Origin of the sequence: Cupriavidus sp. YAF13 (genome assembly GCF_052113425.1) — a bacterium.
Taxonomy (GTDB): domain Bacteria; phylum Pseudomonadota; class Gammaproteobacteria; order Burkholderiales; family Burkholderiaceae; genus Cupriavidus.
In genome coordinates this window covers 1-26,470 of the sequence record NZ_JBFRDD010000081.1, presented here as the reverse complement: position 1 = coordinate 26,470, position 26,470 = coordinate 1, and the positions used below count along the sequence as shown (strand labels likewise).

General features: G+C 60.1%; 23 protein-coding genes and 5 pseudogenes. 12 read left to right on the top strand and 16 right to left on the bottom strand.

Going from position 1 to position 26,470, the window contains the following annotated elements:
• On the bottom strand, positions 1–219 hold a 219-nt coding region (locus AB4061_RS37690; protein ID WP_441641192.1), incomplete at its 3' end, for a tautomerase family protein.
• 650 nt (positions 220–869) lie between these two features.
• On the opposite strand from AB4061_RS37690, the pseudogene AB4061_RS37685 reads away from it, so the two are divergent.
• From AB4061_RS37685 to AB4061_RS37645, 9 genes and pseudogenes are all read left to right on the top strand, one after another.
• Positions 870–1,525, top strand: a pseudogene (locus AB4061_RS37685) (SDR family NAD(P)-dependent oxidoreductase); the annotation flags it as partial.
• Positions 1,526–1,881: 356 nt separating this feature from the next.
• The gene (locus tag AB4061_RS37680) at positions 1,882–3,141 is read left to right on the top strand and encodes a serine hydrolase domain-containing protein (RefSeq protein WP_441641191.1); all 1,260 of its coding nucleotides are present in this window, start codon (positions 1,882–1,884) and stop codon (positions 3,139–3,141) included.
• 106 nt (positions 3,142–3,247) lie between these two features.
• Positions 3,248–4,234, top strand: coding sequence for a tripartite tricarboxylate transporter substrate binding protein (locus tag AB4061_RS37675; RefSeq protein WP_441641190.1), 987 nt, complete (start codon positions 3,248–3,250; stop codon positions 4,232–4,234).
• A gap of 25 nt (positions 4,235–4,259) precedes the next feature.
• Positions 4,260–4,916, top strand: a complete 657-nt coding sequence (locus AB4061_RS37670) for a flavin reductase family protein (protein WP_441641189.1) — start codon at positions 4,260–4,262, stop codon at positions 4,914–4,916.
• Between the two features lie 400 nt (positions 4,917–5,316).
• Positions 5,317–5,511 (top strand): annotated as a pseudogene (locus AB4061_RS37665) (glucose 1-dehydrogenase); the annotation flags it as partial.
• 36 nt (positions 5,512–5,547) lie between these two features.
• Positions 5,548–6,555, top strand: a complete 1,008-nt coding sequence (locus AB4061_RS37660; RefSeq protein ID WP_441641188.1) for an NAD(P)H-dependent flavin oxidoreductase — start codon at positions 5,548–5,550, stop codon at positions 6,553–6,555.
• Between the two features lie 49 nt (positions 6,556–6,604).
• Entirely contained in the window at positions 6,605–7,207 is a 603-nt protein-coding gene (locus AB4061_RS37655; protein WP_441641187.1) for a 2-hydroxychromene-2-carboxylate isomerase, read from the top strand.
• A 66-nt stretch (positions 7,208–7,273) separates the two neighbouring features.
• Positions 7,274–7,459, top strand: a pseudogene (locus AB4061_RS37650) (glutamate--cysteine ligase); the annotation flags it as partial.
• Positions 7,459–7,623, top strand: a complete 165-nt coding sequence (locus AB4061_RS37645; protein ID WP_441641186.1) for a hypothetical protein — start codon at positions 7,459–7,461, stop codon at positions 7,621–7,623. The pseudogene AB4061_RS37650 and the gene AB4061_RS37645, both read left to right, overlap by 1 nt.
• Positions 7,624–7,625: 2 nt before the next feature.
• Here the strand turns inward: AB4061_RS37645 and AB4061_RS37640 are convergent.
• The 11 genes and pseudogenes from AB4061_RS37640 to AB4061_RS37590 all read right to left on the bottom strand — a co-directional run.
• Positions 7,626–7,973, bottom strand: a pseudogene (locus AB4061_RS37640) (hypothetical protein); the annotation flags it as partial.
• 7 nt (positions 7,974–7,980) lie between these two features.
• On the bottom strand, positions 7,981–9,498 hold the full coding sequence (locus tag AB4061_RS37635; protein ID WP_441641185.1) for an AMP-binding protein: 1,518 nt from the start codon (positions 9,496–9,498) through the stop codon (positions 7,981–7,983).
• Positions 9,499–9,536: 38 nt separating this feature from the next.
• Complete coding sequence (locus AB4061_RS37630; protein WP_441641184.1) at positions 9,537–10,097, bottom strand: hypothetical protein; 561 nt, start codon at positions 10,095–10,097, stop codon at positions 9,537–9,539.
• 311 nt (positions 10,098–10,408) lie between these two features.
• Positions 10,409–11,878, bottom strand: a complete 1,470-nt coding sequence (locus AB4061_RS37625; protein WP_441641183.1) for an NAD(P)(+) transhydrogenase (Re/Si-specific) subunit beta — start codon at positions 11,876–11,878, stop codon at positions 10,409–10,411.
• Positions 11,875–12,231: an NAD(P) transhydrogenase subunit alpha gene (locus AB4061_RS37620; RefSeq protein WP_441641182.1), complete on the bottom strand. Its 357-nt coding sequence runs from the start codon at positions 12,229–12,231 to the stop codon at positions 11,875–11,877. Before AB4061_RS37620 ends, AB4061_RS37625 begins: the two co-directional genes overlap by 4 nt.
• Before the next feature lie 10 nt (positions 12,232–12,241).
• Positions 12,242–13,360: a Re/Si-specific NAD(P)(+) transhydrogenase subunit alpha gene (locus AB4061_RS37615; protein ID WP_441641181.1), complete on the bottom strand. Its 1,119-nt coding sequence runs from the start codon at positions 13,358–13,360 to the stop codon at positions 12,242–12,244.
• Positions 13,361–13,511: 151 nt separating this feature from the next.
• Positions 13,512–14,135: a 2-hydroxychromene-2-carboxylate isomerase gene (locus AB4061_RS37610; RefSeq protein ID WP_441641180.1), complete on the bottom strand. Its 624-nt coding sequence runs from the start codon at positions 14,133–14,135 to the stop codon at positions 13,512–13,514.
• A 129-nt stretch (positions 14,136–14,264) separates the two neighbouring features.
• Positions 14,265–14,474, bottom strand: a complete 210-nt coding sequence (locus tag AB4061_RS37605; RefSeq protein ID WP_441641179.1) for a hypothetical protein — start codon at positions 14,472–14,474, stop codon at positions 14,265–14,267.
• 86 nt (positions 14,475–14,560) lie between these two features.
• Positions 14,561–15,745 (bottom strand): acetyl-CoA C-acyltransferase, encoded by a 1,185-nt coding sequence (locus AB4061_RS37600; protein ID WP_441641178.1) that lies wholly within the window; start codon positions 15,743–15,745, stop codon positions 14,561–14,563.
• A 169-nt stretch (positions 15,746–15,914) separates the two neighbouring features.
• Entirely contained in the window at positions 15,915–16,649 is a 735-nt protein-coding gene (locus AB4061_RS37595) for an SDR family oxidoreductase (RefSeq protein ID WP_267602028.1), read from the bottom strand.
• A 376-nt stretch (positions 16,650–17,025) separates the two neighbouring features.
• Positions 17,026–17,604 (bottom strand): TetR/AcrR family transcriptional regulator, encoded by a 579-nt coding sequence (locus AB4061_RS37590; protein WP_441641177.1) that lies wholly within the window; start codon positions 17,602–17,604, stop codon positions 17,026–17,028.
• 558 nt (positions 17,605–18,162) lie between these two features.
• On the opposite strand from AB4061_RS37590, the gene AB4061_RS37585 reads away from it, so the two are divergent.
• Positions 18,163–19,836 (top strand): AMP-binding protein, encoded by a 1,674-nt coding sequence (locus AB4061_RS37585; protein ID WP_441641176.1) that lies wholly within the window; start codon positions 18,163–18,165, stop codon positions 19,834–19,836.
• A gap of 66 nt (positions 19,837–19,902) precedes the next feature.
• A complete protein-coding gene (locus AB4061_RS37580; RefSeq protein WP_441641175.1) occupies positions 19,903–21,663 on the top strand; it encodes an acyl-CoA dehydrogenase C-terminal domain-containing protein in 1,761 nt (586 codons plus the stop codon).
• Between the two features lie 178 nt (positions 21,664–21,841).
• On the opposite strand, the gene AB4061_RS37575 is transcribed toward AB4061_RS37580, so the two are convergent.
• Positions 21,842–22,438: a TetR/AcrR family transcriptional regulator gene (locus AB4061_RS37575; protein WP_441641174.1), complete on the bottom strand. Its 597-nt coding sequence runs from the start codon at positions 22,436–22,438 to the stop codon at positions 21,842–21,844.
• A gap of 106 nt (positions 22,439–22,544) precedes the next feature.
• Between AB4061_RS37575 and AB4061_RS37570 the strand changes: the two genes are divergently transcribed.
• Positions 22,545–23,429: an NAD(P)H-binding protein gene (locus tag AB4061_RS37570; protein ID WP_441641173.1), complete on the top strand. Its 885-nt coding sequence runs from the start codon at positions 22,545–22,547 to the stop codon at positions 23,427–23,429.
• Between the two features lie 228 nt (positions 23,430–23,657).
• Here the strand turns inward: AB4061_RS37570 and AB4061_RS37565 are convergent, their stop codons facing one another.
• The 3 genes and pseudogenes from AB4061_RS37565 to AB4061_RS37555 form a co-directional block, all read right to left on the bottom strand.
• Positions 23,658–24,527, bottom strand: coding sequence for a helix-turn-helix domain-containing protein (locus AB4061_RS37565; RefSeq protein WP_441641172.1), 870 nt, complete (start codon positions 24,525–24,527; stop codon positions 23,658–23,660).
• Between the two features lie 406 nt (positions 24,528–24,933).
• Entirely contained in the window at positions 24,934–25,857 is a 924-nt protein-coding gene (locus AB4061_RS37560) for a 3-keto-5-aminohexanoate cleavage protein (protein WP_441641171.1), read from the bottom strand.
• 343 nt (positions 25,858–26,200) lie between these two features.
• Positions 26,201–26,470, bottom strand: a pseudogene (locus tag AB4061_RS37555) (4-oxalocrotonate tautomerase); the annotation flags it as partial.

Below are 26,470 nucleotides of genomic sequence, written 5' to 3'. Positions count from 1 at the left end.
GTCGCTGCGCCCATCACGTATGTGGCAGAAGATCAGCGTTTCGGAAGTGGGCTCTCCCGAACGGTAGAGGTTGTCGGGCGTGGCTTCATGGAATACGACGCTAATCAAGTCGAGCGGCGAAAGGATGATCTCCCTGATCGCGCTCGTGAACTCGCTGGCGATCTTGGCCTTGACGCCAGCTTCGATTCCGACCTTGCATTCGCAAACAATGATAGGCATGTTATGTCTCCGTGAAGTTAGGGCTGCTGAGGCCTCAGTTTCTCGGAACGTCGCCCCTGGTGATTGCATTGGGGTGCCACCACTTGCTTGGAAGTGCCATGACATGGCGTCGTGGCCCGCCAATCCGGGCCAAGCTCGTTATCGGTGGGCCGGTGCCCCTGTGCGACGTATGTAGTGTCGCAAACATTGCCCACGCGTTTGGCACCTGCCAGATTGCTCGTTGAGAGAGTCGGGCGGAGTCAACCCCACGGTCGAGCAACTCACAGGCCACGCGCCCTGTGCGCTGACGCAGTGGCTGAACATCGCGCTATTCATGGCGTAATAGACAGATGGCCCCACAACTGCGGCCGGCGACGTCAGGTCCTCAACTCAGCCACAGTGACGCGCCGATCAGACGCGTGAATCCATTCTTGAGTGTGAGTCGCTGCGCTTTCCGGTCGATGCTTTCCGCGACCCCGGGGATCGGGGTCAGGCAGTGCTCGCTGAAAGACTTTTCTGCACGAAAGGCCAAATCGGTCGCGCATGTCTTGATGGAGGAAACCCTTGTTGACAGGGGGTTGACGATAACATACGCTTCTTTTACTAAACGTCCGTTTATTAAACGCATCTCAGGTGCGGCCCCTCTCTTACTCATCCATGGAGCAATTCACATGGCAGACAAGAAAGCCATTCTGGCGATTGGAGCCGGCGACGCTACTGGCGGCGCCATCGCCAAGCGCTTTGCCAAAGAGGGCTACATCGCATGCGTTACCCGCCTAACTGTTGACAAGCTCCAGCCCCTGGTGACGAGATCAGGGCCGAAGGTGGCGAGGCGCACGGCTTCGGCTCCAACGCGCGCAAGGAGGACGACATGATCTCGCTGGTGCAGCAGATCGCGAAGGACATCGCGCCGATCGAAGTGGCGGTCTTCACCATCGGCGCCAATGTTCGCTTCGGCATCACCGAGACCGCCACCCGCGCCCACGCCAAGGTCTGGGAGATGGCCTGCCTCGGCGGCTTCCTGATGGGTCGCGAAACGGCGAAGGTCATGCTGCCGCGGGGTCGCGGCACCATCATCTTTACGGGCGCGCCGGCCAGCTTGCGTGGACACGAAGGTCTTGCTGCATTCGCCGGCGCCAAGCATGCGCTGCGCGCGCTCGCACTAAGCATGGCCTGCGGACTGGGCCCCAAGGGAATCCACGTCGCGCGTCCCGTGATCGACGCCGCGAACGACACGGCGTTCATCCGCGACAACTTCCCCGAGCGTTATGCGCTGAAGGACCGGGATGGAATCGTTCAACCCTGCTCGATGGCAAATGCTTACTGGAATTAGCGTTCTGAGACCCGGACGCATCAGCAGTCCGCGACGCCTGGACGACGAGATGGAACCGCGGCCCTGGATGGTGTCAACTGCAGATCTCCAGCTGCGCTTCCGCTCCCTCTTTACTGACGGAGAAGCGTTCGTAGACACTTGATGCGATGGCTCCCCAGATCTCCTACAACCGCCGGGCATGCATTTCGCGGCTCGAAACCCGGCCCGCGCGTACCCCTGTCAGCGCTTTGCCCACACCCTCACGAATTTGCACGCATGGCTCGGGGCCGCCGTAGCTGGCTAAGCCTTCAACGTATCACTCATTCTTTCCCAACAATTTGCCGGCTTTGACCGGTGTACGGAGACAAACCTTGGCACACGGTCGCAGCACATTTCTCAAGTCCTCCGTCGCGCTGGCAGCGTTGCCGGTCGCCGGTTGCCGCACGTCATCGGATGACACCGCCGCACTGAAAGCCAACGCCGATTCCGTGCTGACCCGTGCCGTCGCATCCGGCGACACAGCCGGCGTAGCCGCCGCGGTGATCACTCGCGATGAGACCCTCTACTCCGCGGCGCAGGGAGCGCGCGCGCTCGGCGCCTCCGCAGCGATGGACATGGACACGGTGATGCTCATCGCCTCCATGACAAAGCCGATCACCAGCGCCGCAGCCATGCAGCTGGTCGAGCAGGGCAAGTTGAGCCTGGACGGTCCAGCGGCCGCGGTGATTCCCGAGCTGGGCGTTCTCAAGGTTCTGGAGGGCTGGGACACGAATGGCGCGCCCCAACTGCGAGATGCCGAGGGCCAGCTCACCCTGCGGCATCTGCTCACCCATACGTCCGGCTTCACCTACGAGATATGGAACGCGGACCTGGAGCGCTACTACCGCACGCAGGACGTCCCCGGCATCCTAACGGGGCAGAAAGCGGCGCTGCGGGTGCCTCTGTGCTTCGACCCCGGCACACGCTGGGAATATGGCATCGGCATCGATTGGGTGGGCCAGCTGATCGAAGCCGCCAGCGGCCTGCGCCTGGGTGACTACTTCCAGCGCAACATCACAGGACCGCTGGGCATGGACAGCACGGCGTTCAAGATCAGCACGGCCATGCGTACCCGACTGGCCAGCATGCATTTGCGCGGAGACGACGGAAAGTTATCCGTGATCGATCTGGGAACAGTGCAGGATCCCGAGTTCGAGTCGGGCGGCGCAGGCCTGTACTCCACTGCCAACGATTACCTGAAGTTCATGCGCATGATCCTCAATGCGGGGCGGGGAAACGGCAACCAGATCCTCAAGCCGGAGACGGTGGCCCTGATGTCGCGCAATGCCATGGGGGCGCTTCGCGTGAGCAAGCTGCCGACGCAGATTCCTTTTCTCTCGCGCGACGTGGAATTCTTCCCCGGTGTGCCCAAGACCTGGGGCCTGGGCTTCATGATCAACGAGAGTGCGGCGCCCACCGGCCGCAGTGCCGGCAGCTTGGCCTGGGCGGGGCTGGCCAATACGTACTTCTGGATCGACCCCACGCTGAACATCGCAGGCCTGGCCATGATGCAGTCGCTGCCGTCCGTGGACCCGAGAACCGTGGACGTGTTCTACGGTTTTGAAAAGAGCGTTTACGCCTCGCTGAACTGATGCCTGAAGGGCGGTCACCGCCCTTCAGGATCGAGGGCGCAGGGTCTATGACATGACTCCTTCCTTCACAACACTATACCGGCTTGACCGGCGCACGGAGACAAACATGAAAACACTGACTCGCAGACTCTTTGATGCCGCTGTTGTAGTCGCGCTTTGCTGCGCCGCCGCCGCGACGGCGCAGCCCTATCCAAACAAATCCATCCTGATCAAGGTCGCTTACCCGCCCGGGTTCGGGGTGGACGCTTCAGTGCGGCCATCCGCACCCGTGCTGGAGCGCGCCCTTGGGCAGATTCTCGTGATCGACAATATGCCCGGTGCGAACGGCTCCATCGCGGCGATGAATGTGTTGAAGGCGTCGCCAGACGGATACACGCTGCTCGCGACGGCGGGTCCGGATCTACTGGTGGYGCCGCTCACGGTCGCTTCGGCCAAGTACACGTTCGACAGCTTCAAGCTTATCGGTTCGTTCGGGATCTCGGACATGGTCCTCGTCAGTCATCCCGATCGCCCTTTCAACAACCTCACCGCGCTCTACGAACACATGCAAAAGCGTGGCGCGAAGGAGCTTTCCATTGCCCACTGGGGCCAGGGCACGCTCGCTCATCTCGCGGCCGCTGAATTCCAGGAGCGGGTCGGCGTCAAGTTGCTGGAGGTGCCGTACAAAGGCATCGCTCCCATGGCCACGGCCGTCGCAGGAGGCGAGGTGGACCTCGCGTTTGTTCCTCTTGCGGGGCCAATCCTAGGAATGGTTCAGGCCGGGCGGATCAAGGCCATCGCCTTCGCGAGCGCCAAGCGACATCCGCTCATGCCGGATGTCGCGACGCTGAGCGAGCACGCTCGATTCAAGAACTTCGAATTCGGGATCTGGACGGGCTTGTTCGCGCCCGCGCGCACAACCGATGCCGTTGTCGCGCGCCTGAGCAGGGCCTTCCAGCAGTGGAACGACAGCCCGGAATTCCTCGCGCTCGCTACCGCGCAGGGCTTTCGCAAGCTGGACTCAATGACGCCGCAGCAGGCAGCGGCATTCTTGCGCGTAGAAAACGAGAAGTTTGTCAGCATCGCAAAGACCCTTAATCTGGTGGCGCAATAACGCTGCCGCGCCGGAGGCCCATACTATGACCGTTCGAGACTTTCACTACTACGAGCCCGCCGAGGGCCACGGGCTGAGCCACAACCCGCTCAATGCGCTGGTGGCACCGCGACCCATCGGCTGGATCTCGTCACGCGACGCGCAGGGGCGGGTCAATCTTGCGCCCTACAGTTTCTTCAACGCGTTCAACTACGACCCACCGATCATCGGATTTTCTTCGATCGCCTGGAAGGATAGCGTTCAAAACGCATCGGAAACGCGTGAGTTCACCTGGAACCTGGTCACCCGCGAACTCGGTGATCAGATGAACCAGACCTCATCACCGCTTCCGCGCGGCGATGACGAGTTCCAGTTCGCCGGCCTCACGGCCGTGGCGGGTCGCAAGGTCAACGTCCCGCGGGTGGGCGAAAGCCGCGCGGCTATGGAATGCAAGGTGATCGACATCGTGCAATTCCGAAACACCGAAGGCGAAAAGGTAGGTGGCTGGCTCGTCTTGGGCGAAGTGGTGGCCGTGTACATCGACAAGACACTCCTGAAAGACGGCGTGTATCAGACAGCCGAGGCATATCCGATCATGCGGTCCGGCGGACTGAATGATTATGTCCAGGTCTCGCCAGACAATGTCTTTCAGATCGCGCGGCTCGCGGGCGCCAGCAGCCCGTCGTCGCACGGCAAGGGATAGCATCGTCCGCAAAACGGCACATGCCAAGGAGATGCAACACCTCCATGCCGGCCTGGTGCTGCCGCAACCGTCGGCCATGGACATGGGAGGCCATGGGCTGTATTCCCCCGTGGGCGAAGTGGACCGCTGGATGGTCGCAAGCCGATACGCGGGTCTAATTGACGCCGCCTGAGCGCGGTCTGGGCTTTACGAATGCACCTAGAGGTTCTTACATGAGAGAAGTCTTGACACCGGGTGCGCAAGCACGTACGTTTACATAACGATCGTTTATCAAAGGAAAGCGAGTTCGTGGAACCCACTAGCCTGAAAGTCGCGCTGGTCATCGGCGCAGGTGATTCGACCGGCGGAGCCATCGCACGCCGGTTTGCTCGTGAAGGGTTCGTTGTCTGCGCCACCCGCCGCGAATGTTGTCGTCGACGGAGCCATCGACACCGAATTCATCCGCAACAATTTCCCCCAGCGCTATGCGCTCAAGGACCAGGACGGCATCCTCAATCCCGAGCACATCGCGGACAACTACTGGTACCTGCACACGCAGCCGCGTGATGCCTGGACCCACGAACTCGATCTCAGGCCCTACATGGAACGCTTCTGAGACGGACCCACTCCACAACCAATACGACTCAATCCCATGAAGACACGGATCACCGAGCTGTTCGGCATTCGACACCCCATCGTGCAAGGCGGCATGCACTTCGTTGGCCTGGCCGAACTGGCGGCCGCAGTCTCGAACGCCGGCGGGCTGGGCGTCATCACCGCGCTGACGCAGCGCACGCCAGAACTGCTGGCGAAGGAGATCGCCAGATGTCGCGAGATGACGGACCAGCCTTTCGGCGTCAACCTCACATTCCTGCCGACTTTTTCCGCCCCGCCCTATCCCGAGTACATCCAGGCGATCGTGGAGGGAGGCGTGCGCATCGTCGAAACAGCAGGGCGCAGCCCTGAGGAGTACATGCCGGCGATGAAGGCGGCCGGAATTAGAGTGATCCACAAGTGTACGTCAGTCCGGCATGCTCTGAAGGCCGAGAGGATCGGGTGTGATGCGGTGAGCGTGGACGGCTTCGAGTGCGGTGGCCATCCCGGCGAGGATGATATCCCAAACATGATCCTGCTGCCCCGAGCCGCCGATGAGCTCAAGATCCCGTTTGTGGCTTCCGGCGGCATGGCGGACGCCCGTAGCCTGGTGGCTGCCCTCGCCCTCGGCGCCGACGGGATCAACATGGGCACGCGATTCGTGGCAACCAAGGAAGCGCCTGTTCACGAGAACGTGAAGCGCGCCATCGTCGCGGCCACCGAGCTTGACACGCGACTCGTGATGCGCCCACTGCGCAACACGGAGCGTGTGCTGAGGAACGCTGGCGTCGAGAAGATCCTGGATATCGAGCGCGACAAGGGTGAGCAGATCCAGATCTCCGACATCCTTGAGCAGGTCGCAGGCGTCTATCCGAAAGTGATGCTCGACGGTGAGATGGATGCAGGGGCCTGGAGTTGCGGGATGGTCGCCGGCCTCATCGACGACATTCCGAGCGTACGCGAGCTCATCGATCGCATCATGGCGGATGCCAACCACCTGATCGGGCAGCGCCTCGCCCGGATTCTCGGGTCCGAACAAATGCCCGAGGAAAGCGTTGCCGCCTGAGGAAACTCGACGTACACATCGGAAATCCATCAGACTCAGGAGAAAACTCATGTCCAAGACCGCGGAGTTCTATTTCGACGTCGGCAGTCCGGCATCGTACCTCGCATGGACGCAATTGCCGACGATCTGCGAAGAAACCGGTGGCACGCTTGTCTACAAGCCCATATTGCTCGGCGGAGTATTCCAGGCCATTGGCAATGCCTCGCCCGCGACAATTCCGGCCAAGGGCGCATACACCAACATCGATTACGCCCGGCACGCAAGGCTCTACGGCGTTCCCTATCAGTGCAACCCGCACTTTCCCATCATCACGCTCACGCTAATGCGAGCCGCCACCGGCGTACAGATGAGAATGCCCGACCGGTTCCAGGATTTCCTGCGCAGCGTCTTTCATGCGTTGTGGGTCGATGCGCTGGACCTCAACCAGCCCCAGCTTGTCGCCAAAACGCTGGTCGACGCGGGGTTCGACGTCGAGGCGATCCTGGCACTCACCAACGATGCCGAGGTGAAATCGCAGCTGCGCTCGACGACGGAAGAGGCCGTCAAGCGTGGTGTGTTCGGCGCCCCGACCACTTTCGTTGGCGAGCATATGTTCTTCGGCCAAGACCGCCTCGAATGGGTCTGTCACGCGCTGCAAGGCAAGCCTCTGTGAATTGATCCGGCCGTCTCCGGCGGCGCGGCTCTGACCCGGCATCCAGGCTTCCCATGGCAAAGTCCCATCCCAGCGATTCACGACCGAATTAATGCGTTTTCGACCGACCGGCTGACGGGCATCCGGCGTGGCATCGAGAAAGAGTCGCCGCGTGTACGTCGCGCCGGCAGCCTTGCCGTGACGCCCCATCCGGTGGCGCTGAGCTCGGCCTTGACACACGCTTGCATCACCACAGACTTCCGCGAGTCGCGGTGGATTGCACCCACTCGCGCAGCGATGCGAATCGGCGTGCCCTGCTCGAGCTTGCCTGGTCCGATACCTACTCCGCGCTCTTCCATGGGCTCGCCGAGGCATCGCTTCGCGAGCAGGCGCGGCTCGAAGCGTCCGACGACGTGCCGTTCGAATTCTTTCGCTAGCACTATCTCTCGCCGTTGCAGTTGCACCCACAGTGCCTGAGTTGTCGAAGCGCTGTGTTACACCGAGCGCCTCTCGCGGCACGGCCAACGACATGGGCCAACCGGCTGATGTTCCAGATGAGCCCGGCCAACGCGCGCCAACGCGACTACCGCGATGTTCGTGCTCTTGCCGCGCGCCGCCAGCTTGCGATAGCGGCGACGTAGCCGCAGCTGCGCGTCCCAGGCGCGATCGATGATGGCCTTCGGGATGCCTTCGTGCCGACGCTGGATCTCGAGGCTGACGCGTGCCGGTAGCTCAAGACTGCCTCGACGAGCAGCTTCCTTGCGTAGCTGTTGCCGGTCTTGGTGATATGCGGCTCAAATGCCCACTGACGAAGATTTCATCGAGCGAATCAATGTGTCACGCAGCAGCAGCTTCTGGAGCTTTCCCGTGGGCAGGCGCGGAAAATCGAGTACAAACGAGAAAGATCGCGGAACCCGTATCGGACCGAGCTTGCTGCGGCAAAGGGCTCTCAACTCCTCAGCTAGCACGTGAGGGGTTCCCGGTTGCCGCTCGACCTGGACCACCGCGTGTACCACTTCGCCGTACTCGTCATCGGGCAGGCCGAAGACAGCCACGTCGAGCACGCGATCATCTGTTACAAGAATGTTCTCTATCTCTTGTGGATAGATGTTCACGCCGCCGGATATGATCGTGAAATCGCGGCGGTCCGAGAGGTATAAGTATCCCTCTTCGTCGAGATGGCCTATGTCACCGTAGGTCCACCACCCTTGTTTACTTCGGCTCGCAGCCGTTTTATCGATATCGTTCCAGTAGGCAAACCCGGCGTCCGACTCAAAGTACACAGTTCCTGTCGAGCCAGAAGCCACTTCGCTCTCATCGTCGGCAAGGATATGAACGATTCCCTCGACGGCACGACCCACTGACCCCTTGTGAGCGAGCCATTCAAGCGAACTGATCGCACAGGCGCCGATCCCTTCTGTTCCCGCATAATACTCCTCCAGAATCGGCCCCCACCATTCGATCATTGCCTCTTTGATATGGATGGGGCAAGGTGCGGCGCCGTGCATCGCTACGCGATGACTGGAAAGGTCAAACTGCATGCGCATGCCTGGGTCAAGGCGCAGCAATCGATGGAACATCGTCGGAACCCATAAGCTATGGGTAACACGGAATTTTTCCATGGCATGGAGAGCCTGAACTGCATCAAAGTGCTCCATGACTACAGCGGTACCACCGAACGCCAGGGTCGCCGAGACGTTTCGGTGCGGCGCGGCATGATACAGAGGTGATGTACACAGATGGACCATGGACATATCGACGCCCGGCTTGCTGGCAAACGCAGCATCGCGCGGGTCCATGTCACGGAACCCTATAGGGGGAATCGGCTTGCGCACACCTTTTGGCCGCCCGGTCGTCCCGGACGAGTACATCATCTCCCTGCCACGAGCGGGATCATGGATTGATGTCACTGGGCACGCACCAAGCGCGTCCTCGAATCGCTCAAAACCGGGAATATCGCCCCCAAGGGCGAAACATGCTGCGGAACCAAAATCGGCCGCTAAGAGACCCGTGTTGTTGACGGCGGCCACTGAAATGAACACAGCGCGCGCTCCACAATCGCGCGCGATATAGCGCAGGTCATCGGCGCTTAACTTGGTTGACGCCGGCGTAAAAACGACGCCAGCGCGCTGACACCCCCATCCCAGATACAGGAACTCGGGGCAATTCTCGACGCAGAAGAGCACAGCGTCTCCGGTCTTGATCCCGGCACTGCGCAGAAGATTGGCAACCCGATTGGCCCCCTCTTCCAGTTGGAAATACGTGATTTCGCGCCTGCCAGGTATGAAGACCGCCGCAATCTTCTTAGGCATGGTCTGCGCGTAGTGCGATGGATGTGCCATGTTGCCTCTCACGAGAACAGGGAGAAGTCACGCGCACGACGCTCGAAAAAGGCCGCGAGAGCATTCTTGGGTTCGGCAGACCTGAGACAGATGGCAGACTCTGGCAGTTTGAGGTCGATAGGATCGAGCTTTCCCTCATCTTCACTTCTGCGAATGAGGTAACGCATTGCCCGAATCGCGCAAGGGTCCATCGTGTGCTCTAACGCTGTTCCCGCGAGAATGTTGATCAGGCCGCATTCAGCCTCGTCTTGCGGGGTGCAGGGCTCGCCAAGCAGAAGCAACTCAGTCGCCCTAGGCGTCCCGAGGTTGTTCGGCGGCAATTGACTTGACCCGAACTCCGGGAAAATTCCCAATCTCGATGGTGCCTCTGAGGCATCCTCATTTCCGCTCGTGAGTGCTTCTTCGCTGTCGTGTATCACCACAGCGCGAACTTCGCCGGGCCTGCCCGCGCCTCTGATTGACTCAGCAAGGGCTCCGTGCCCATCGAAAGTGATGGCATTCTTCCGGTCTGATCTGTTAAGGCCAGTGAACATGACGCCTCGGTCCGCCACAACTTCTATGTGCTTCATTGCGGTCTCCTAAACATCGCGCCGATTTGCATCGACTTGAGAAGGTCGCCAGCCCGTTATAGGCGACAATGGGTATTGCACGATGGATACCGAAGCGTCCATGCGAGTTCGGCCTCACCCGCTTTGCCACTAGTGATCAGGCGGTCGAGGGTGCTGCTCACCGTAGCCAGTCCTTTCTGGATGGCGGCTGCGCCGATGTTCGAGTGGCACCACATCGAATCCTGCCGCTACGTCTTGACGGCATGGCGCAATCGAAGGACGCGGCCACCTGGCCAGGCTGAGGCCGGTTCGTCGACCGTCAGCACATGCGGCTATCCCGCGGCCTTGACCATGTCCTCGACCACCTTCTTGGCGTCGCCGAATACCATCATGGTCTTGTCCATGTAGAACAGCTCGTTATCGAGGCCCGCGTAGCCGGCCGCCATCGAGCGTTTGTTCACGATGATGGTCTTGGCCTTGTACGCCTCCAGGATCGGCATGCCGGCGATCGGGGAGTTCGGGTCGGTCTTGGCCGCCGGGTTGACCACGTCGTTGGCGCCCAGCACCAGCACCACGTCAGCCTGGCCGAACTCGCTGTTGATGTCTTCCATCTCGAAGACCTGGTCATAAGGCACCTCGGCTTCGGCCAGCAGCACGTTCATGTGGCCCGGCATGCGGCCTGCCACCGGATGGATCGCATACTTTACCGTCACGCCGTGCTCCGTCAGCTTCTCGGTAAGTTCCTTGAGCGCATGCTGGGCGCGCGCCACCGCCAGGCCATAGCCCGGCACGATGACCACCGTCTCGGCATTGCTCATCAGGAAAGACGCGTCATCCGCCGAACCCGACTTGACGTTGCGCTGCTCGGCGCTGCCGCTGGCCGCGGCACTCGCCGCACCGCCGAAGCCGCCCAGGATCACGTTGAAGAACGAGCGGTTCATGGCCTTGCACATGATGTACGACAGAATCGCACCGCTCGATCCCACCAGCGATCCGGCGATAATCAGCATCGGGTTGTTCAGGGAGAAGCCGATGCCGGCCGCCGCCCAGCCCGAGTATGAGTTCAGCATCGACACCACCACCGGCATGTCCGCGCCGCCGATCGGGATGATGATCAGGACACCGAGCACGAAGGCGATCGCCAGCATCAGCAGGAACGGCTGCCAGTTCTGCGTGAAGAAGAACGCCACGCCAAAGCCAAACATCGCCACGGCCAGCGCCAGGTTCAGCATGTGCTGGCCGGCGAAGACCACCGGCGCGCCTTGGAACAGGCGGAACTTGTAGCGCCCGGCGAGCTTGCCGAACGCGATTACCGAGCCCGAGAACGTGATGGCACCGACGAAGCAGCCGATAAACAGCTCGACGCGGTTGCCCATCGGGATCGCATGCGAGCCCGCCGTACTGATGCCGAAAGCCGCTGGCTCGGCGACTGCCGCCACCGCGATGAACACCGCCGCCAGGCCGATCAGCGAGTGCATCGCCGCGACCAGCTCAGGCATCTTGGTCATCTCGACCTTCTTCGCCACGTAGGCGCCGATGCCGCCGCCTACCACCAGCGCGCCGAGAATCAGCGCCAAGCCCGTGCCGACCGATGACTGGCCAGCGCCGGCGGGAGGGAATTCCTGCTTGAGCTTAACGATCAGCGCCACGGTGGTCACTGCGGCGATCGCCATGCCGGCCATACCAAAGGCATTGCCCTTGCGGGCCGAGGCCGGGTGCGACAAGCCCTTGAGCGCCTGGATGAAACAGACCGAGGCGGACAGATAAAACAGCGTTACCGAGTTCATGGACAGAAAGTTCATCGCGCCACCTCCGCCACAAGGTCATCGGCCACGGACGTGGTACTAGCCTGCGGCGCAGCCTTGGGTGCCTTCTTCCGGAACATCTCCAGCATCCGCTGGGTCACCATGAATCCGCCGAACACATTGACCGCGGCCAGCGCCACGGCCAGCGTGCCCATGATGCGGCCGGTGGGGCCTTCGGTAAGGCCTGCGGCCAGCATCGCGCCGACGATGATGATGGCCGAGATTGCATTGGTCACGGCCATCAGAGGCGTATGCAGAGCGGGCGTGACCGTCCAGACGACGTGGTAGCCCACATAGATCGCGAGCACGAAGATGATCAGGTTGATTACCGTGTGGTTCACCATTTCCATTAATGTCTCCTTAACTGGCCAATGCCATCTTGTCGCGCCGGGTCATCAGGCAGGCCTCGACAATGTCGTCTTCCAGGTCGATGGAGAGCTTGCCTTCCTTGTCGATGATGAGCTTAAGGAAGTCGAGCACGTTGCGCGCGTATAGCGCCGAGGCATCGGCCGCCACCATGCTGGCTAGGTTGGTATGGCCAACCAGCACCACGCCATGCCGCTCGACCACCTGGTCGGCCACCGTCAGCGGGCAATTGCCGCCTTGCGCGGCGGCCAGGTCGACTACCACTGAGCCGGGTTTCATCGCCATCACGGTCTCTTCCTTGAGCAACACCGGCGCCGGGCGGCCCGGAATCAGCGCGGTGGTGATCACGATGTCGGCTTGGCTGGCACGCTGGTGCACCAGCTCCGCCTGGCGGCGCATCCAGTCGGCCGGCATGGGGCGGGCATAGCCTCCCGCGCCCTGCGCGATCTCGCGCTCCTCCTCGGTCTGGAAGGGCACGTCGAGGAACTTGGCGCCGAGCGACTCGATCTGTTCCTTGACCGCTGGGCGCACGTCGGAGGCCTCGATCACCGCGCCCAGGCGCTTGGCCGTGGCAATCGCCTGCAGGCCAGCAACGCCGGCGCCGAGAATCAGCACGCGCGCGGCCTTGACGGTGCCGGCCGCGGTCATCAGCATCGGCATAAAGCGCTGGTAGTGGTCGGCGGCTTCGAGCACTGCCTTGTAGCCGGCGATGTTGGCCTGCGACGAAAGTACGTCCATGCTCTGCGCGCGCGTGGTGCGGGGTGCCGCCTCTAGCGCGAAGGCGACGATGCCGGCCGCAGCCATACGCGCGTTGTTTTCGGCGTCGAAGGGATTGAGCATGCCGACCAGGGTGGCACCGGGCTTCATCTGGCCGAGTTCGGCCTCGTCCGGCGCGCGCACCTTCAGCACCAGTTCGACGCCGAGTGCCTGCGCGGCGGTGCCGATGCGGGCGCCCGCGGCCTCATAGGCCGGGTCCGGCTGGCTTGCCCTGACTCCGGCGCCCGCTTGGACAATGACTTCGTGACCTTGCGCGACGTACTTCTTGACCGTCTCGGGCGTGGCGGCAACACGGGTCTCGCCGGCCCGCGTCTCCCGCGGGATACCGATTTGCATCTCGTCTCCTTATGATGTTCGTTCCTGGAGTGGTACCCGGCGGGGCCAGCCTTCCAATCTAGATTTGGCTGCCCTCTTGAGAGCCATGGTTGTCGCTCACCGTGCGTGCACGCTTCCCCAGCATCTTGAGGCGCCGTGGGCAACGGTTCGCTTACCTTAGTCGTGCTTTCGCATTCTCAATTTCCTCCTCCAAATCCCGCAACTGATCCTTCCCAAAGAACATCTCGTCGCCGACAAAGAAGGTCGGAGAGCCAAACGCACCGCGTTCGAATGAGTTCTGGGTATTCGCCAGCAAGATCTGCTTGACCTCGGGATCCGCAATGCGGGCCTCGAAGCCTTTTCCGTCCAAACCGGCGACATCCAGGGCTGCCGAGATGACGGCGGGATCATCCATCTTCAAACCTTGTTCCCACATGTTTGCGAACACGGAATTTACGTAGGGCATAAAGGTGCCGTTCTTCTGGGCAGCCACAGCCCCGCGCATGATCTGCAATGTATTGACGGGCCAAAATGGATTGTCCCGATAGGCGGTCAGTCCGTGCTTGGTGATGAAGCGCTGGATCTCTAGACGCCCAAACTCCGGCTTGTTCTTGATACCCGCAAAAGCCTCCGCGGGAGAACGATTCCCCGTTAGCCTGAACAGCCCCCCAAGAAGCACCGGAATATATTCGAACAGGACGTCCTGCCGTGCCTCAATACTCGGAATGACTTTGTGGCTAAGGTAGGAATTCGGGCTGCCGAAATCAAAGTGGAACTGAACTCGTAAGCCGCTCATGGTGTCTCCTAATATATGACGTAGTGAAATTTGGGTAGAACGTTTAGCAAAGCCCGCTTACCTGTTGTGGATCTGACGACGGATGCTCCACGATCTCTGTCGAAATCGGCCCACGCTCTGCTAGGGCGGTCATACAGCCTGCCCAGGTGCGGGACTCACCGACAACAAGTGCTGGTGAGCAGATCGGGCAGCTTCGAATTTTCCTCGCGCATCGTCTGCCGATTCCGCCGCTACCGTGATGACACCTGCCAGTTCGAGTTCAGCGTTTAATACAAAGAGGGAGAATATCTGTGCTGCCTTCTGCGAAACGTCATCATTTCCAAACGTCGTGTCTTTCATTGCTATCCCCCGGTGGATCCTCTGTATGGTTGCGTCGCAATCGCCGATAGATCTGATGTGACCGAAAACCGTGTTCCAATGGCGATTTACGCTACCTCGAACAGCCCCGCTGCCCCCATTCCACCACCGACACACATCGTGACGACAACGTATTTCTCTCCACGGCGTTTGCCCTCGATCAGGGCGTGACCCACAAGCCTTGCACCCGTCATGCCATACGGGTGCCCGATGGAAATCCCGCCACCGTTCACATTCAATCGGTCCGGATCGATTCCAAGGCGATCGCGACAGTAAAGAACCTGGCACGCGAACGCTTCATTCAGTTCCCACAGACCGATATCGCTAACTTTCAACCCATGCCGATCCAGGAGTTTCGGGACCGCAAAAACCGGACCAATACCCATTTCCTCGGGCGCACAGCCCGCCACCGCGATGCCGCGGTAGATACCAAGAGGCTGCAATCCGCGCCGCTCGGCCAGGCGGCGATCCATCAGGACCGAGGCCGAGGCACCATCCGAAAGCTGACTTGCGTTTCCTCCGGTGACGACGCCACGGTCAATGACTGTCCTGAGCTTTGCCAACCCCTCCACCGTTGTGTCGGGACGGTTCCCTTCGTCGCGGTCCAGTAGCACGTCACAGAAACTGATCTCCCCTGTCTCCCTATCCTGGATAGCCATGGCGGTTTGGAAGGGTACAATTTCGGCCGCAAAGCGGCCCTTTTCCTGGGCAAGCGCCGTACGGCGCTGTGATTCCGCCGCGTAAACATCCTGCGCCTCTCGGGAAATGCCATACCGCCCCGCGACGAGTTCAGCGGTCTGCAACATCGGCATATAGGCATGTGGAACCCGCTCAATCAATTCCGTGTCGGCCGCACTCGTCATCCATTCGACAAAACGGTCCTGAACCAACGAGATGCTCTCTTGCCCCCCTGCGACCACCACGTCCATCTCGTCCACAATGATCTGCTTTGCTGCGGTGGCCATCGCCATCAAGCCAGAGGCGCATTGCCGGTCGATGGACTGACCCGCGACGTTGAGCGGAAGTCCGCCGGCCAGCGCGCTAAGACGGCCAATGTTCATACCGGCCGTGCCTCCCGGCATCGAGGTACCGATTACTACATCCTCAATCTCTTCCGCGGCGATTCCGGCACGCTGAACCGCATGCGATATGACGTGCCCCATGAGGGTCGGCGACTTTGTGTTGTTCAGCGAACCCTTATAGGCGCGACCGATCCCGGTCCGTGCCGTCGAGACAATGACTGCTTCCCTCATGCTGCCCTCTTGATGATGTGAATACCGGGGAGACCCCCGCTATGACCGTGTCTCTCTCTGACGCATCGCGAAGCTGGGCCACCAACAGAGAGAATGGGAAATTCCTTCGGTTGGCCACGCATTGCGATCGTGCGGAAGCGGTCTCTATCCCATTGGTTAGACGTTTTGATTACCAGGTCTCAGTCCAGGGACGCAGGTCGAGTTCAAATGTCCAGGCGTCGCGTGGTTGCGAATGAAGGTACCAGTAGTTCTGTGCGATATGCTCCGGATTCAGAATGCCATCCTGGTCTTTCAATGCATAACGATCCGGAAAATTGGTGCGGATAAAGTCAGTGTCGATCGCGCCGTCCACCACAATATGGGCCACATGGATGTTCTTCGAGCCGAGTTCGCGGGCCATGCTTTGYGCAAGCGCGCGAAGCGCGTGCTTGGCACCCGCAAACGCGGCATAGTTTTCCTTGCCTCGCAGACCCGCAGTAGCGCCGGTAAAGAGAATCGTGCCGCGTTGACGCTGTACCATGCGCTTGGCAACTTCCCTTGCGTTCAGAAATCCTGCAAAGCAGGCCATTTCCCAGATCTTGAAGTACTTTCGCGCTGTCTCCTCAAGGATGGAAGAAGGCACATTGGCGCCAATGTTAAATACGAGAACGTCAATTGGGCCGATCTCGGACTCAATCTTATCGATGAGGGCGACCACCTCCTCCTCCTTGCGCGCGTCCGTGCCAAACGCGTAGGCGATTCCGCCGGCATCGTGAATGGAGTCAACCAGCGGTTGGAGCTTGTCCGCTGTACGACGCGTCACACAAGCGACCATGCCTTCCGCGGCGAAACGCTTGGCGATTGCACCACCCGTGGAGTCCCCCGCTCCGATCACGAGCGCGACCCTCTGCTCTCTGACATCCATCACTGCCTCCTTTATTAACGAACGATCGTTTAGTAAAGAAAGAGTACTTCACCCCCGCGCAGGAGTCAAGGGCGACTTACCCTAGCGCACCTACAACGAGAATGCTCAGGAGCACGCTGTGCGCGGCACGCGAAGTGGCGAGGATGGTAAGGATGAAAGAAGAAAAGCCGCGACGGCGCTTGCTGTATGGCTTCGCGCGCCGGGGCCAGAACCGGAAGCATCGACAGCACGTGCGGTGCGGCCGGGTCCGACAATCGAAGCCGTCGCAATGAAAGCGCGGTACCGCGGCATGCACGCACATATCTGCGCGCATCGAGAAGAACCCAGAAGGGCGCAGAACTGCGCCCGGAGGAGGCGGGTGCTACATTGGCACCGCTTAGGTCTTGCTGAGGGGTTCGAGCCGTTCAATAGACCGCCCGAGAAAGCGACGGCTGGAAGCGAGAATTTGCTGCCTGGTCCGGTCAGTTTCAACCACCCGGGCCAGCAAAATGGCACCCACGCACTGCGCAATCAACGCCCAAGCCGCATCCGGGTCGTCCAAACGCTGCTTCCAACTGCTCTGCAGCTTCTTCGCGCTTTCCTCTACTGAGGCGCGGACTGCTGGCCCAGACCTCGCGATTTCAGGTCCCAAGGTCGGCAGGACGCACCCTGATTCCGGATGCAGCGCATGAGAACTGCTGAGATAGCTTCTGATGCGTTTCACGAAATGATCTTCGGCCGTCTCATCCTCGCCTGCGAGCATTTCAGCGCTGTTGGTCAACTCCCGCTGGATGACCTCCGCGAACAGTTCCGCCTTAGAGCCAAAATGACTATAGAAGGCGCCCCCAGTGAGCCCGATGGCACCCATCAGGGCATCGACTCCCGTTGAATCGAATCCCCCCTTTTTTGCAATCGCTTGACTACTGTTAAGGAGTTTCTCCCGCGTCTCCTGCTTGTGCGTGCTTGAGTAGCGCATTTTCGCCTCACTTCGAACTCAGGACATGGCACGAATTATAGCATGACGATCGTTCAGGAAAGTTCTGCGCCGGGTTGATGCTGCAGCGCAACAGACTGCCAATTTCCAAGATACCGGCCTGCGCTCGCCAGGGCTGGGTGCCCCGGATACCGTCCTGTACATCGGCCGTCGAAGCCCGTCTAAGCGCCGTCTCTTCTCGGCCCGAGTGAGTGCCATCCTCGGGACACGAAGGCGCCCAGCTCGCGTCCCGCTCCTATGCCGTGGGCACCAAATGGCATGCGCAGGTCGAATCACCAACCGCGAATAGTTGTTGACATCACTCAGTGTGTAACCTAGCATCTTTTGCAAAACGATCGTTAACTAACGAGTCACGCGCCATCTGTTTGGGCCAGTCTCCGGCACGAGAATTCCGTCGGTAGGCCTAACAGTGAGCTGCGCGTTCGTCACGATGCTTCTCACCACACGGAGTCGACTTCATTCGGAAGCCGTGGGGCAGATGGCAACAGAGCGAAACAACCCTGGGGTCTAACCGGGGTATAACAACTGAGAGACATCAATATGGAAACCAGACGCTGGCATAGCTCCTATCCGCCCGGGATACCGCTTGAAATTGATGTGGACGCGACAGCGACACTGGGGTCCATGATTGCAGGCGCGGTCGCCTCGTTCTCCACGCGTCCTGCGGTAACCTGCCTGGAGGAATCACTTAGTTACGCAGAGTTCGGCATTCTGTCTGAGGCGCTTGCGACTTTCCTGCAGCAGTCAGGATTGAGAAAGGGGGATCGTGTAGCGTTGATGCTGCCAAGTTGCCCCGCTTTCCTGATAGGCTTTGCAGCGGTATTTCAAGCAGGGATGGTGGCGGTTCCAGTCAACCCACTGTATACACCGCGTGAATTGAAGCATCAGCTACAGGATTCTGGCGCCACCTGCATTATCGTCGCCGACCAACTGCAGCCGTCGCTGCAGCAAGTGCTGGAGGAAACCAGCATTGTTCAAGTGCTGACGGCACCGGTTGTTGGATTGAAACCTATTGTCGGTCAACTCGGGGCACTCACAAAAGACGCTGGCGCTGCTCAACAAGCCGGCACGACCGGTGGTCGCACGTGCCAACCTTTAGCCGACGCGCTTCTACAGGGAAGCAGGGGCAGTCTTTCCCCGGTCGCACAGACCGCTCAGGACATCGCCATTCTGCAATACACCGGTGGCACGACGGGTGTCTCCAAGGGAGCAGTCCTCACGCACAAGTCAGTTTGCGCGAGTTTGGCGCAAATTTTGACTTGGGTTGGACCACCGTTAGCAGGCTCGGAGGCATCGATGGTGACACCGCTGCCTCTGTATCATATCTTCCCGCTTGCAACTGCACTACTGGCGCTATCGCTCGGTTGTGAGAATCGCTTGGTTCCCAATCCGCGTGAGGCTGGTTCTGTGCTTGCTGAATTGAAGCGGCGGCCGTTTCAGATGCTTGTCGGGGTCAACACCTTGTTCAACAGCTTGGTGAACACACCGGAACTCATTTCCGTAGACTTCAGCGCTACCCGTTTGGTGATTGGTGCCGGGGCGTCAATCCAGGACGCTATTGCAAAGCGATGGCTCGYGGCCGGCGCTCCCCCTGTTACCGAAGCCTATGGTCTTACAGAGACCTCACCGAGCGCCACCTTCAATCCTCCTGGGCGAAGCGGATCGATCGGTATTCCTGTTCCTTCGACTGACGTTCGCCTAGTAGATGAAAGTGGGCACGACGTCCCACTCGGTGTTGCCGGCGAACTTCTGATCAAGGGACCACAACTCTTCGGCGGCTATTGGAATCAGGAGGGCGAAACACGGAAGGCGTTCCTTGATGATGGCTGGTTCAGGACGGGCGACATCGTGGTCATGGACGAATTGGGATTCATGACAATGGTCGACCGCAAGAAGGACATGATTCTCGTCTCAGGCTTCAACGTTTATCCGAATGAGATCGAGGCCGTCGTCGCTATGATGCCCGATGTCCTCGAGGCCGCCTGTATCGGCGTGCCTGACGACCGTTCTGGCGAGGCCCCGCACCTCTTCATCGTGCCATGCAATATGGCGCTCACCACGGAACAAGTGGAGGCACACTGTCGCTCCCATCTTGCCGCCTACAAAGTGCCACGACACATTACGTTTGTCGATGCCCTGCCCAAATCAACGGTGGGCAAGATCCTGCGTAGAGACTTGCGTTCGCGCTTGGTTGCCGAGCAAAGCAATGCATAGCGCCCCGCTCAGCCCTTCTCGATTTCTCTCCGGCCAGCCATGCGGCTGCCAGCACACCCGGACCTTATGAACTACTATCACGCCCCCCTCCGCGATCTTCAGTTCGTGCTGCATGAGCTGCTCGACGCGTCCACCGGCTCCGAAATTGCCGATCCCGATACGATCAACCAGGTAATCGAAGCCGCAGGTCAGTTCGCTACAGAGATTCTGGCGCCCCTGAACGGCATTGGAGACCTCCAAGGCTGCACCATGCCTTCGTCAGGTGTGGTGACAACGCCTGAGGGATTTAAGAACGCGTACAGGCGATTCTCTGAGGCAGGCTGGACCGCACTGGCATGTCAATCGGAGCATGGCGGGCAGGGACTGCCGAACGCGGTCAATGCGGCAGTCATGGAGATATTCGCTGGTGCTAACATGGCCTGGGCGGCTTATCCGGGTATGTCGCAGGCGGCTTACACATGCCTGGCGGCAAATGGCTCGGACGCGCAGAGGGCGCTCTACCTGCCGAAGCTAGCTTCCGGCGAATGGGCGGGAACCATGTGTTTGACCGAGCCGCATTGCGGCACCGACCTCGGACTCTTGCGCACCCGTGCCGTACCGAATGCCGATGGCACCTTCGGCATAACCGGTACGAAGATCTTCATTTCGGGAGGGGAACACGACTTCACGGACAATATCGTCCATTTGGTACTCGCCCGGTTACCGGACTCGCCCGCCGGCGTCAAGGGTATCTCCCTCTTCCTTGTTCCAAAGTTCCTGGTGTCGCCTGAAGGAGATCTGGCCGAACGCAACGCAGTCACTTGTGGCTCCCTGGAGCACAAGATGGGCATCCATGCGAACGCCACCTGCACGATGAACTTCGATGGTGCAACGGGTTATCTGGTGGGCGAGCCAGACAAGGGGCTCGCGGCTATGTTCGTTATGATGAACCACGCGCGGCTCCTTGTCGGGGTCAATGCAATCGGGCTGATGGAGGCGGCGTACCAGAAGGCACTGGCCTATGCGAAGGACCGCACACAAGGAAGGTCCCCAACAGCATCGGCCCGTAACAGCCCGGCGGATCCGATTATCGAGCATGCTGATGTGCGCCGTATGCTGCTGACTCAGAAAGCCTATATCGAAGGAACACGAGCATTCGCGCAGTGGGCATGCCAGCTGGCCGACACCCAGCACTTCGGCGATGACTCCGGGATTCGGCATCAGGCGGCAGAACTCTCTGCCCTGGTTACACCGATCGTTAAAGCGTTCAGCAGCGACCTCGCCGTCGAATGTACCAGCCTGGCAATGCAAGTCCTTGGTGGACATGGCTATATCGTGGATAACCAGGTCGAACAGCATCTTCGTGACGCACGTATCATCCCGCTCTACGAAGGTGCCAACGGCATTCAAGCCATGGACTTCCTTGGACGCAAAGTTCTCCTCGACCAGGGCACACGGCTGGAGATGTTCCTTGCACTCGTCACCGAGTTCATCAACGCGAATGCCGATAAACCAGTCCTGCGGGAGTTCACCGCCCCGCTTTCGAGCGCGACTGATGTGTTGCGGAATGCGACGCACGAAGTATCGATGCAAGCCAAGGCGGATCCTCACGCCTTGGGAAGCGTTGCTGCATCATACCTTCGGCTTGCCGGTCATGTCGGTCTAGCATGGATGTGGGCACGTATGGCTGCGATCGGGCTCGTCAACGCCGCCTCTGCCGATCCGATCTATGCATCGAAAGTCGCGACGGCGCGCTTCTATTTCAAGAAGCTGCTACCCGAAATAGAATCTCTGGCAGCGGCGATCGCCGCCGGCTCCGGTCCGATCATGGAGCTTGATTTCGGCTAACGCCTCCACTTTCGCTATGGTCTGTTTGGCGGCTGCCGCACCAGAATCGGCTGCCGCCAGGACATACAGAGTTTGCTCCATATCTGGGCGCCGAAGAAGTTTGGCTCTGAAACCAAGCGCAGCATGGGTAAATATGACAATGCCGAGTTCCAATTCTGGATCTTGATCCCGTATAGGCTCAAGATCTCGTTTGTCCGACTCCGGCCGCCGGCCACGCCAACATCACAACGGCGATCATGCGGTCCAATTCGCCCCTGCTAGCCCCCGCCTGCGGCAAATTCAAGATCGATTGCATCACGCCGAGAAAATACCAAGCCAGCGCAGCGACATCTGCATCAGTTGGCAGTTCGCCATCTGCAATTGCTTCCCGAAGCAGACCTTCGAGCAGATCGCGCTGCTGACTCATCCCCGAGAGCGCCGCCTCCTGCCCTGCTGCCGGCAGATCGACTAGCTCGGCACAGCTTCGTGTGAGCAGGCAACCAGGGGGGCGACGGGACCCCATCGGCAGCAGCCCCCGTAGCAGCGCCTCGAGCCGCGCACGGGCACTGCCGCCCTCGTATGACTTCATCCTCCGTAGCACCCGATCCGTATAAGTTGCAAGTGCCATCTGGAACAGGCCATCTTTGTCCTTAAAACGTTGGTAAAGGCTTGAACGCGATAGTCCGGTCGCTTCCGTCAACACGTTGATCGATGTAGCCGCGTATCCGTGACGCCAGAAGGCATCCAGGGCTGCATCAACGACGGCACCTTCGTCGTATTGCGGCTTACCACTCATTGAAATACCCTTTGACAAATTGGACCGATCGTTCCAAGATATGTGAACCGATCGTTCCAAGATATGTGGATCGTTCGTTCCATGATACATCTTAGAGGCACTAACCATGATCAATCCCACCAAAGCTAAGATCAGGAAACCTCGGATCGCCATCGCGGGGGCAACAGGACGCGTTGGCGCTACATTGACGACGTTGCTCGCCGCCGACCCAATCGACCTGGTCGCGCTAACGCGCCAACCCAGCACAGCGCGACTGCCCGAAGGGGTGATCCCATTCGAGGTCGACTTCAAACGTGCGGACACGCTTGAGGAGACCCTACGCGGCGTCGACCGGCTCTTCATCGCGCACGGCACCTCCCTCGAACAGGTCGCCAACGAAATCGCGTTGATCGATGCAGCAGTTGCATCAGGCGTTCGGCACATCGTCAAACTGTCCGCCCTTGGTCCCGCGACCCGACTTCTTCCCATCGCTTGGCACATGCAGATCGAAGCGCATTTGGCACAGCAGCCGATCGCATCTACCGTCTTGCGCCCTAGCACTTTCAGCCATGTGCTCAAGCGTCTGGGGCCACACATCGCCGCCGGTTCCTGGGCCGGCGCCGCGGGTAACGGGCGTGTGAACTTCATCGATACCCGCGACGTTGCTGAAGTGGCCCGCATTGCATTGCTCGAGGAAATCGAGCCGGCGTCGCAACGTGCGTACCACCTGTCTGGTCCACGTGCGTGGACCATGAACCAGGTGGCAGAGGAGTTGGCCCGCCTACTTGGACATCCGGTTACTTACGTCGAACGTTCGCCTGCCGAGCAGAGAGAGGCTCTGCTCGGCGCCGGACTTGCTCCGCTCGTAGCCGATCTTTTGGTTGGACTCGACCAAATGTTCCGCGAGTCTGTGATCGCCGAAACGACCTCGACGGTCGAGGAACTGACCGGAAAGGCCCCACGTTCGTTAACGGAATGGTTGACCGACAACCTAGACGTTTTTCGAGCGTGAGCTCTCCATCGGTTGGTGTCCCAGGAAGTGGGGTAAGTCTTGTGCCACTCGCTGCGCGGCAAAGCGCGTAGGGCGTCGCCCGAAGCGGCTTGCCGCGCAGCGACCATTTCGTTCTGGGTGGCCATCGTGAAGTCTGGATTAGTTTGATGTGCGATCCACCGAACTTTGTCCTTGAAGGAAATCACGATGACCAACGCCACTACGGCACCCCGGGGGCCGCTTAACGCATTAGCGCGTCGCTGCCCTGCGAAAATCAGACGGCGTGACGCCGGTCGCCTTCTTAAATGCGGTGCTGAAGTGCTGAGCGTGGCTGAAGCCGCAATCCAGGGCGACTTCAGTTGCGGTGCGACGAGGATCCAAGAGGAACTCTTTGGCCCGCTCGAGACGCAAACCGTACACAAAGCGCAATGGCGTCTGCCCGGCACTTTCTCGAAAAGCCCGCATGAAATGTCGGGGACTGACACCGGCAACTTGCGCCAAGCCCTTGATTGTGAACGGTCGCGACAAGTCGGCCTCGATGTAGTCGATAACGCGCCGCAAGCTGCTAGGTGGGAGGCCACCGCACGGCCGAATGGCGGCTCGCTGGCTGCCGTCGACCCGCGCCAGGAGGGCGAGTGCTTGCATTGCCCAGCCTTCGGCGAACAACCCGTAAAGGCTGTCTGCATTGCGCGCCTCACGGCATAGGACCGAAAGTCCACGTTGGAGATCTTCGTTGCCAAAGGCAATCAACGGCCGATTGAAGTGGCAGCCGGCTTCGGCGGCAATGGCCGGGTCCAGGAAGACCACCGTGTAGTCGAAGCACGGTGCTACGTCGAACTCGCCTTCGACCGAAATCGAGGCCGGGAACAGCGCAAGGTTTGTTCCTTGTGTTATTCCCGAGTGGATGCGGCGGCCATCGAGTTGCAGATGCAACTCTTTGAGGCCGTTACGAAACCAGAACAGCGCGAGCCGCGGTTGACGAAAACGCCAAGAGATGGGCCCGGTGGCCCGACGCGCAAGGACTTCGACATGGGTGGTGCGCGAGTCAACAATGGTGCCGGATATGAGATCGCCCCCAACCTCGCGGTATTCAGCTTGTGAGTCAAGGTGACCATGCATTTCTAACCTCCACTTCGTCCTTACGTCCAGCCTCATTGTGCGCGCAGCCGATTAGCCTCGCAAGCGAATCAGTCGCTGGTGACGACCCCTTATGGGGAGGGTCGCTGACGCATGGACGTCAACCGCGTTCGCTTTGCCCCCGCGCATCGTGCACCTTGGCTCGACTCGTGCTGGTCTGAAGCAATAGCGATGCGATGAGCCAAGACAACGGGTCCGCGAGGGGCCCGGCATCAAGCACAGTGGATCGGCGATTTAGGTCTAGCCGATGGCGTCGCCACATCTCGGTGAAAGGCGCTGCTGGCCGATTGCAGCGTCGGCCACACCGGCGCGCCTGATCTCGGCGCTCACCCCCATGGACCTCGCAACGCGATTTGCTTGGCAAAAAACGCCGCCCCTGTTCCTTCTCTCAGAACTTGACGTTCCCAATGCCCTTCAATTGCAAGATTTCCCGGGCTTCGTTTGGGCTGGCGATTTCGAGTCCAAGCCCCTCGATAATCTGGCGCGCCTGCCGCACCTGTGCGGCATTGCTCTCGGCGAGCGTGCCCCGTCCAAGCCACAGGCTGTCTTCCAATCCGACGCGCACATTGCCGCCCATACTGGCAGACATTCCTGCAAGGCGAAGCTGATCTTTGCCTGCCCCCAGCACCGACCAGTGATAGTCATTGCCGAACAACCGATCGGCCGTCCGCTTCATGTGCAACACGTCGTCAGGATGCGTGCCAATACCTCCCAGGATGCCGAACACGGTCTGAACAAAGAACGGCGCCTTGACCAGACCGCGCTCGACGAAGTGCGCCAAATTGTAGAGGTGGCTGACGTCGTAGCACTCGAATTCGAAGCGCGTGTCGTTGGCGGCACATTGCGCTAGGGCGTATTCAATATCCTTAAAGGTGTTTCGGAAAATCAGGTCACGACTGGCTTCGAGCGCTTCGCGCTCCCAGGCATGCTTAAATTCCTTGAAACGCGCCAGCATTGGGAACAGCGCGAAGTTCATAGAGCCCATATTGAGTGAAGCCAACTCGGGCGCAAAGCGCATTGACGGCTGAATGCGCTCCTCGATCGTCATGTAGGGCGAGCCGCCACTTGTGATATTTAACACTGCATCGGTGCGTGCCTTGATTTGCGGCAAGAATCGGCCAAATGCATCGGGGCTCTGGTCCGGCTTGCCCGTGACAGGATCGCGAGCATGAAGGTGAATGATCGCGGCGCCCGCCTCGGCCGCGCCGACAGAGGCTTCAATGATCTCCTCCGGTGTGACCGGTAGATACCGTGACATTGAGGGCGTATGAATCGCACCGGTGACAGCACATGTGATGATGACTTTGCTCATATATGAATCAGGAAGTCCGCATCAGGCGGCTTGCATCCGCTGTTGCCAGCTTAGGGCGGGTTGACTTCATTGACTTGTCTTCTCCTATCTTCGGTACGAGGTTCGGGATGCGGCGGGGCCGATACCTCGCCCCGGGTAGTCCGAGCATGGCGCGCGCTGGTTGAATCGAATGGCATGGCGCAAGCACTCTTCGAGCCTCATGGCCGGCGAACCGCCGGGCGTTAGATTCACGACTCAGTTGGAGCGCGCCCGGACCGCTGCGGGATCGGCTCGAGTCGCCCGGTAGTGCGGTCCGGCTGGCAGGTTCTGGGTCGCCGGCATGCAGATGCACGATGGCCGGACCTCACACGCGAGGGGCTTCGGGCAGGCGTTCACCCCCGCGCACGACGTATTTGGCGGGATACAGTGTGACGAGAACCTCGACTTCGTCTTCCGTTGCCCCGGTGCACGCGCTCCAGATCGAGCTCACTTTTTTGGCCAGCGATAGTATGGCGCCGTCGCTGCGCCCATCACGTATGTGGCAGAAGATCAGCGTTTCGGAAGTGGGCTCTCCCGAACGGTAGAGGTTGTCGGGCGTGGCTTCATGGAATACGACGCTAATCAAGTCGAGCGG

Coding starts and splice junctions, on each gene's coding strand:
- AB4061_RS37600 (WP_441641178.1), bottom strand. CDS start 15,745: ATGAGGGAAGCAGTCATTGTCTCGACGGCACGGACCGGGATCGGTCGC.
- AB4061_RS37605 (WP_441641179.1), bottom strand. CDS start 14,474: ATGAAAGACACGACGTTTGGAAATGATGACGTTTCGCAGAAGGCAGCA.
- AB4061_RS37570 (WP_441641173.1), top strand. CDS start 22,545: ATGATCAATCCCACCAAAGCTAAGATCAGGAAACCTCGGATCGCCATC.
- AB4061_RS37615 (WP_441641181.1), bottom strand. CDS start 13,360: ATGCAAATCGGTATCCCGCGGGAGACGCGGGCCGGCGAGACCCGTGTT.
- AB4061_RS37560 (WP_441641171.1), bottom strand. CDS start 25,857: ATGAGCAAAGTCATCATCACATGTGCTGTCACCGGTGCGATTCATACG.
- AB4061_RS37630 (WP_441641184.1), bottom strand. CDS start 10,097: ATGAAGCACATAGAAGTTGTGGCGGACCGAGGCGTCATGTTCACTGGC.
- AB4061_RS37565 (WP_441641172.1), bottom strand. CDS start 24,527: ATGCATGGTCACCTTGACTCACAAGCTGAATACCGCGAGGTTGGGGGC.
- AB4061_RS37655 (WP_441641187.1), top strand. CDS start 6,605: ATGTCCAAGACCGCGGAGTTCTATTTCGACGTCGGCAGTCCGGCATCG.
- AB4061_RS37590 (WP_441641177.1), bottom strand. CDS start 17,604: ATGCGCTACTCAAGCACGCACAAGCAGGAGACGCGGGAGAAACTCCTT.
- AB4061_RS37670 (WP_441641189.1), top strand. CDS start 4,260: ATGACCGTTCGAGACTTTCACTACTACGAGCCCGCCGAGGGCCACGGG.
- AB4061_RS37575 (WP_441641174.1), bottom strand. CDS start 22,438: ATGAGTGGTAAGCCGCAATACGACGAAGGTGCCGTCGTTGATGCAGCC.
- AB4061_RS37635 (WP_441641185.1), bottom strand. CDS start 9,498: ATGCCTAAGAAGATTGCGGCGGTCTTCATACCTGGCAGGCGCGAAATC.
- AB4061_RS37660 (WP_441641188.1), top strand. CDS start 5,548: ATGAAGACACGGATCACCGAGCTGTTCGGCATTCGACACCCCATCGTG.
- AB4061_RS37610 (WP_441641180.1), bottom strand. CDS start 14,135: ATGAGCGGCTTACGAGTTCAGTTCCACTTTGATTTCGGCAGCCCGAAT.
- AB4061_RS37625 (WP_441641183.1), bottom strand. CDS start 11,878: ATGAACTTTCTGTCCATGAACTCGGTAACGCTGTTTTATCTGTCCGCC.
- AB4061_RS37620 (WP_441641182.1), bottom strand. CDS start 12,231: ATGGAAATGGTGAACCACACGGTAATCAACCTGATCATCTTCGTGCTC.
- AB4061_RS37580 (WP_441641175.1), top strand. CDS start 19,903: ATGAACTACTATCACGCCCCCCTCCGCGATCTTCAGTTCGTGCTGCAT.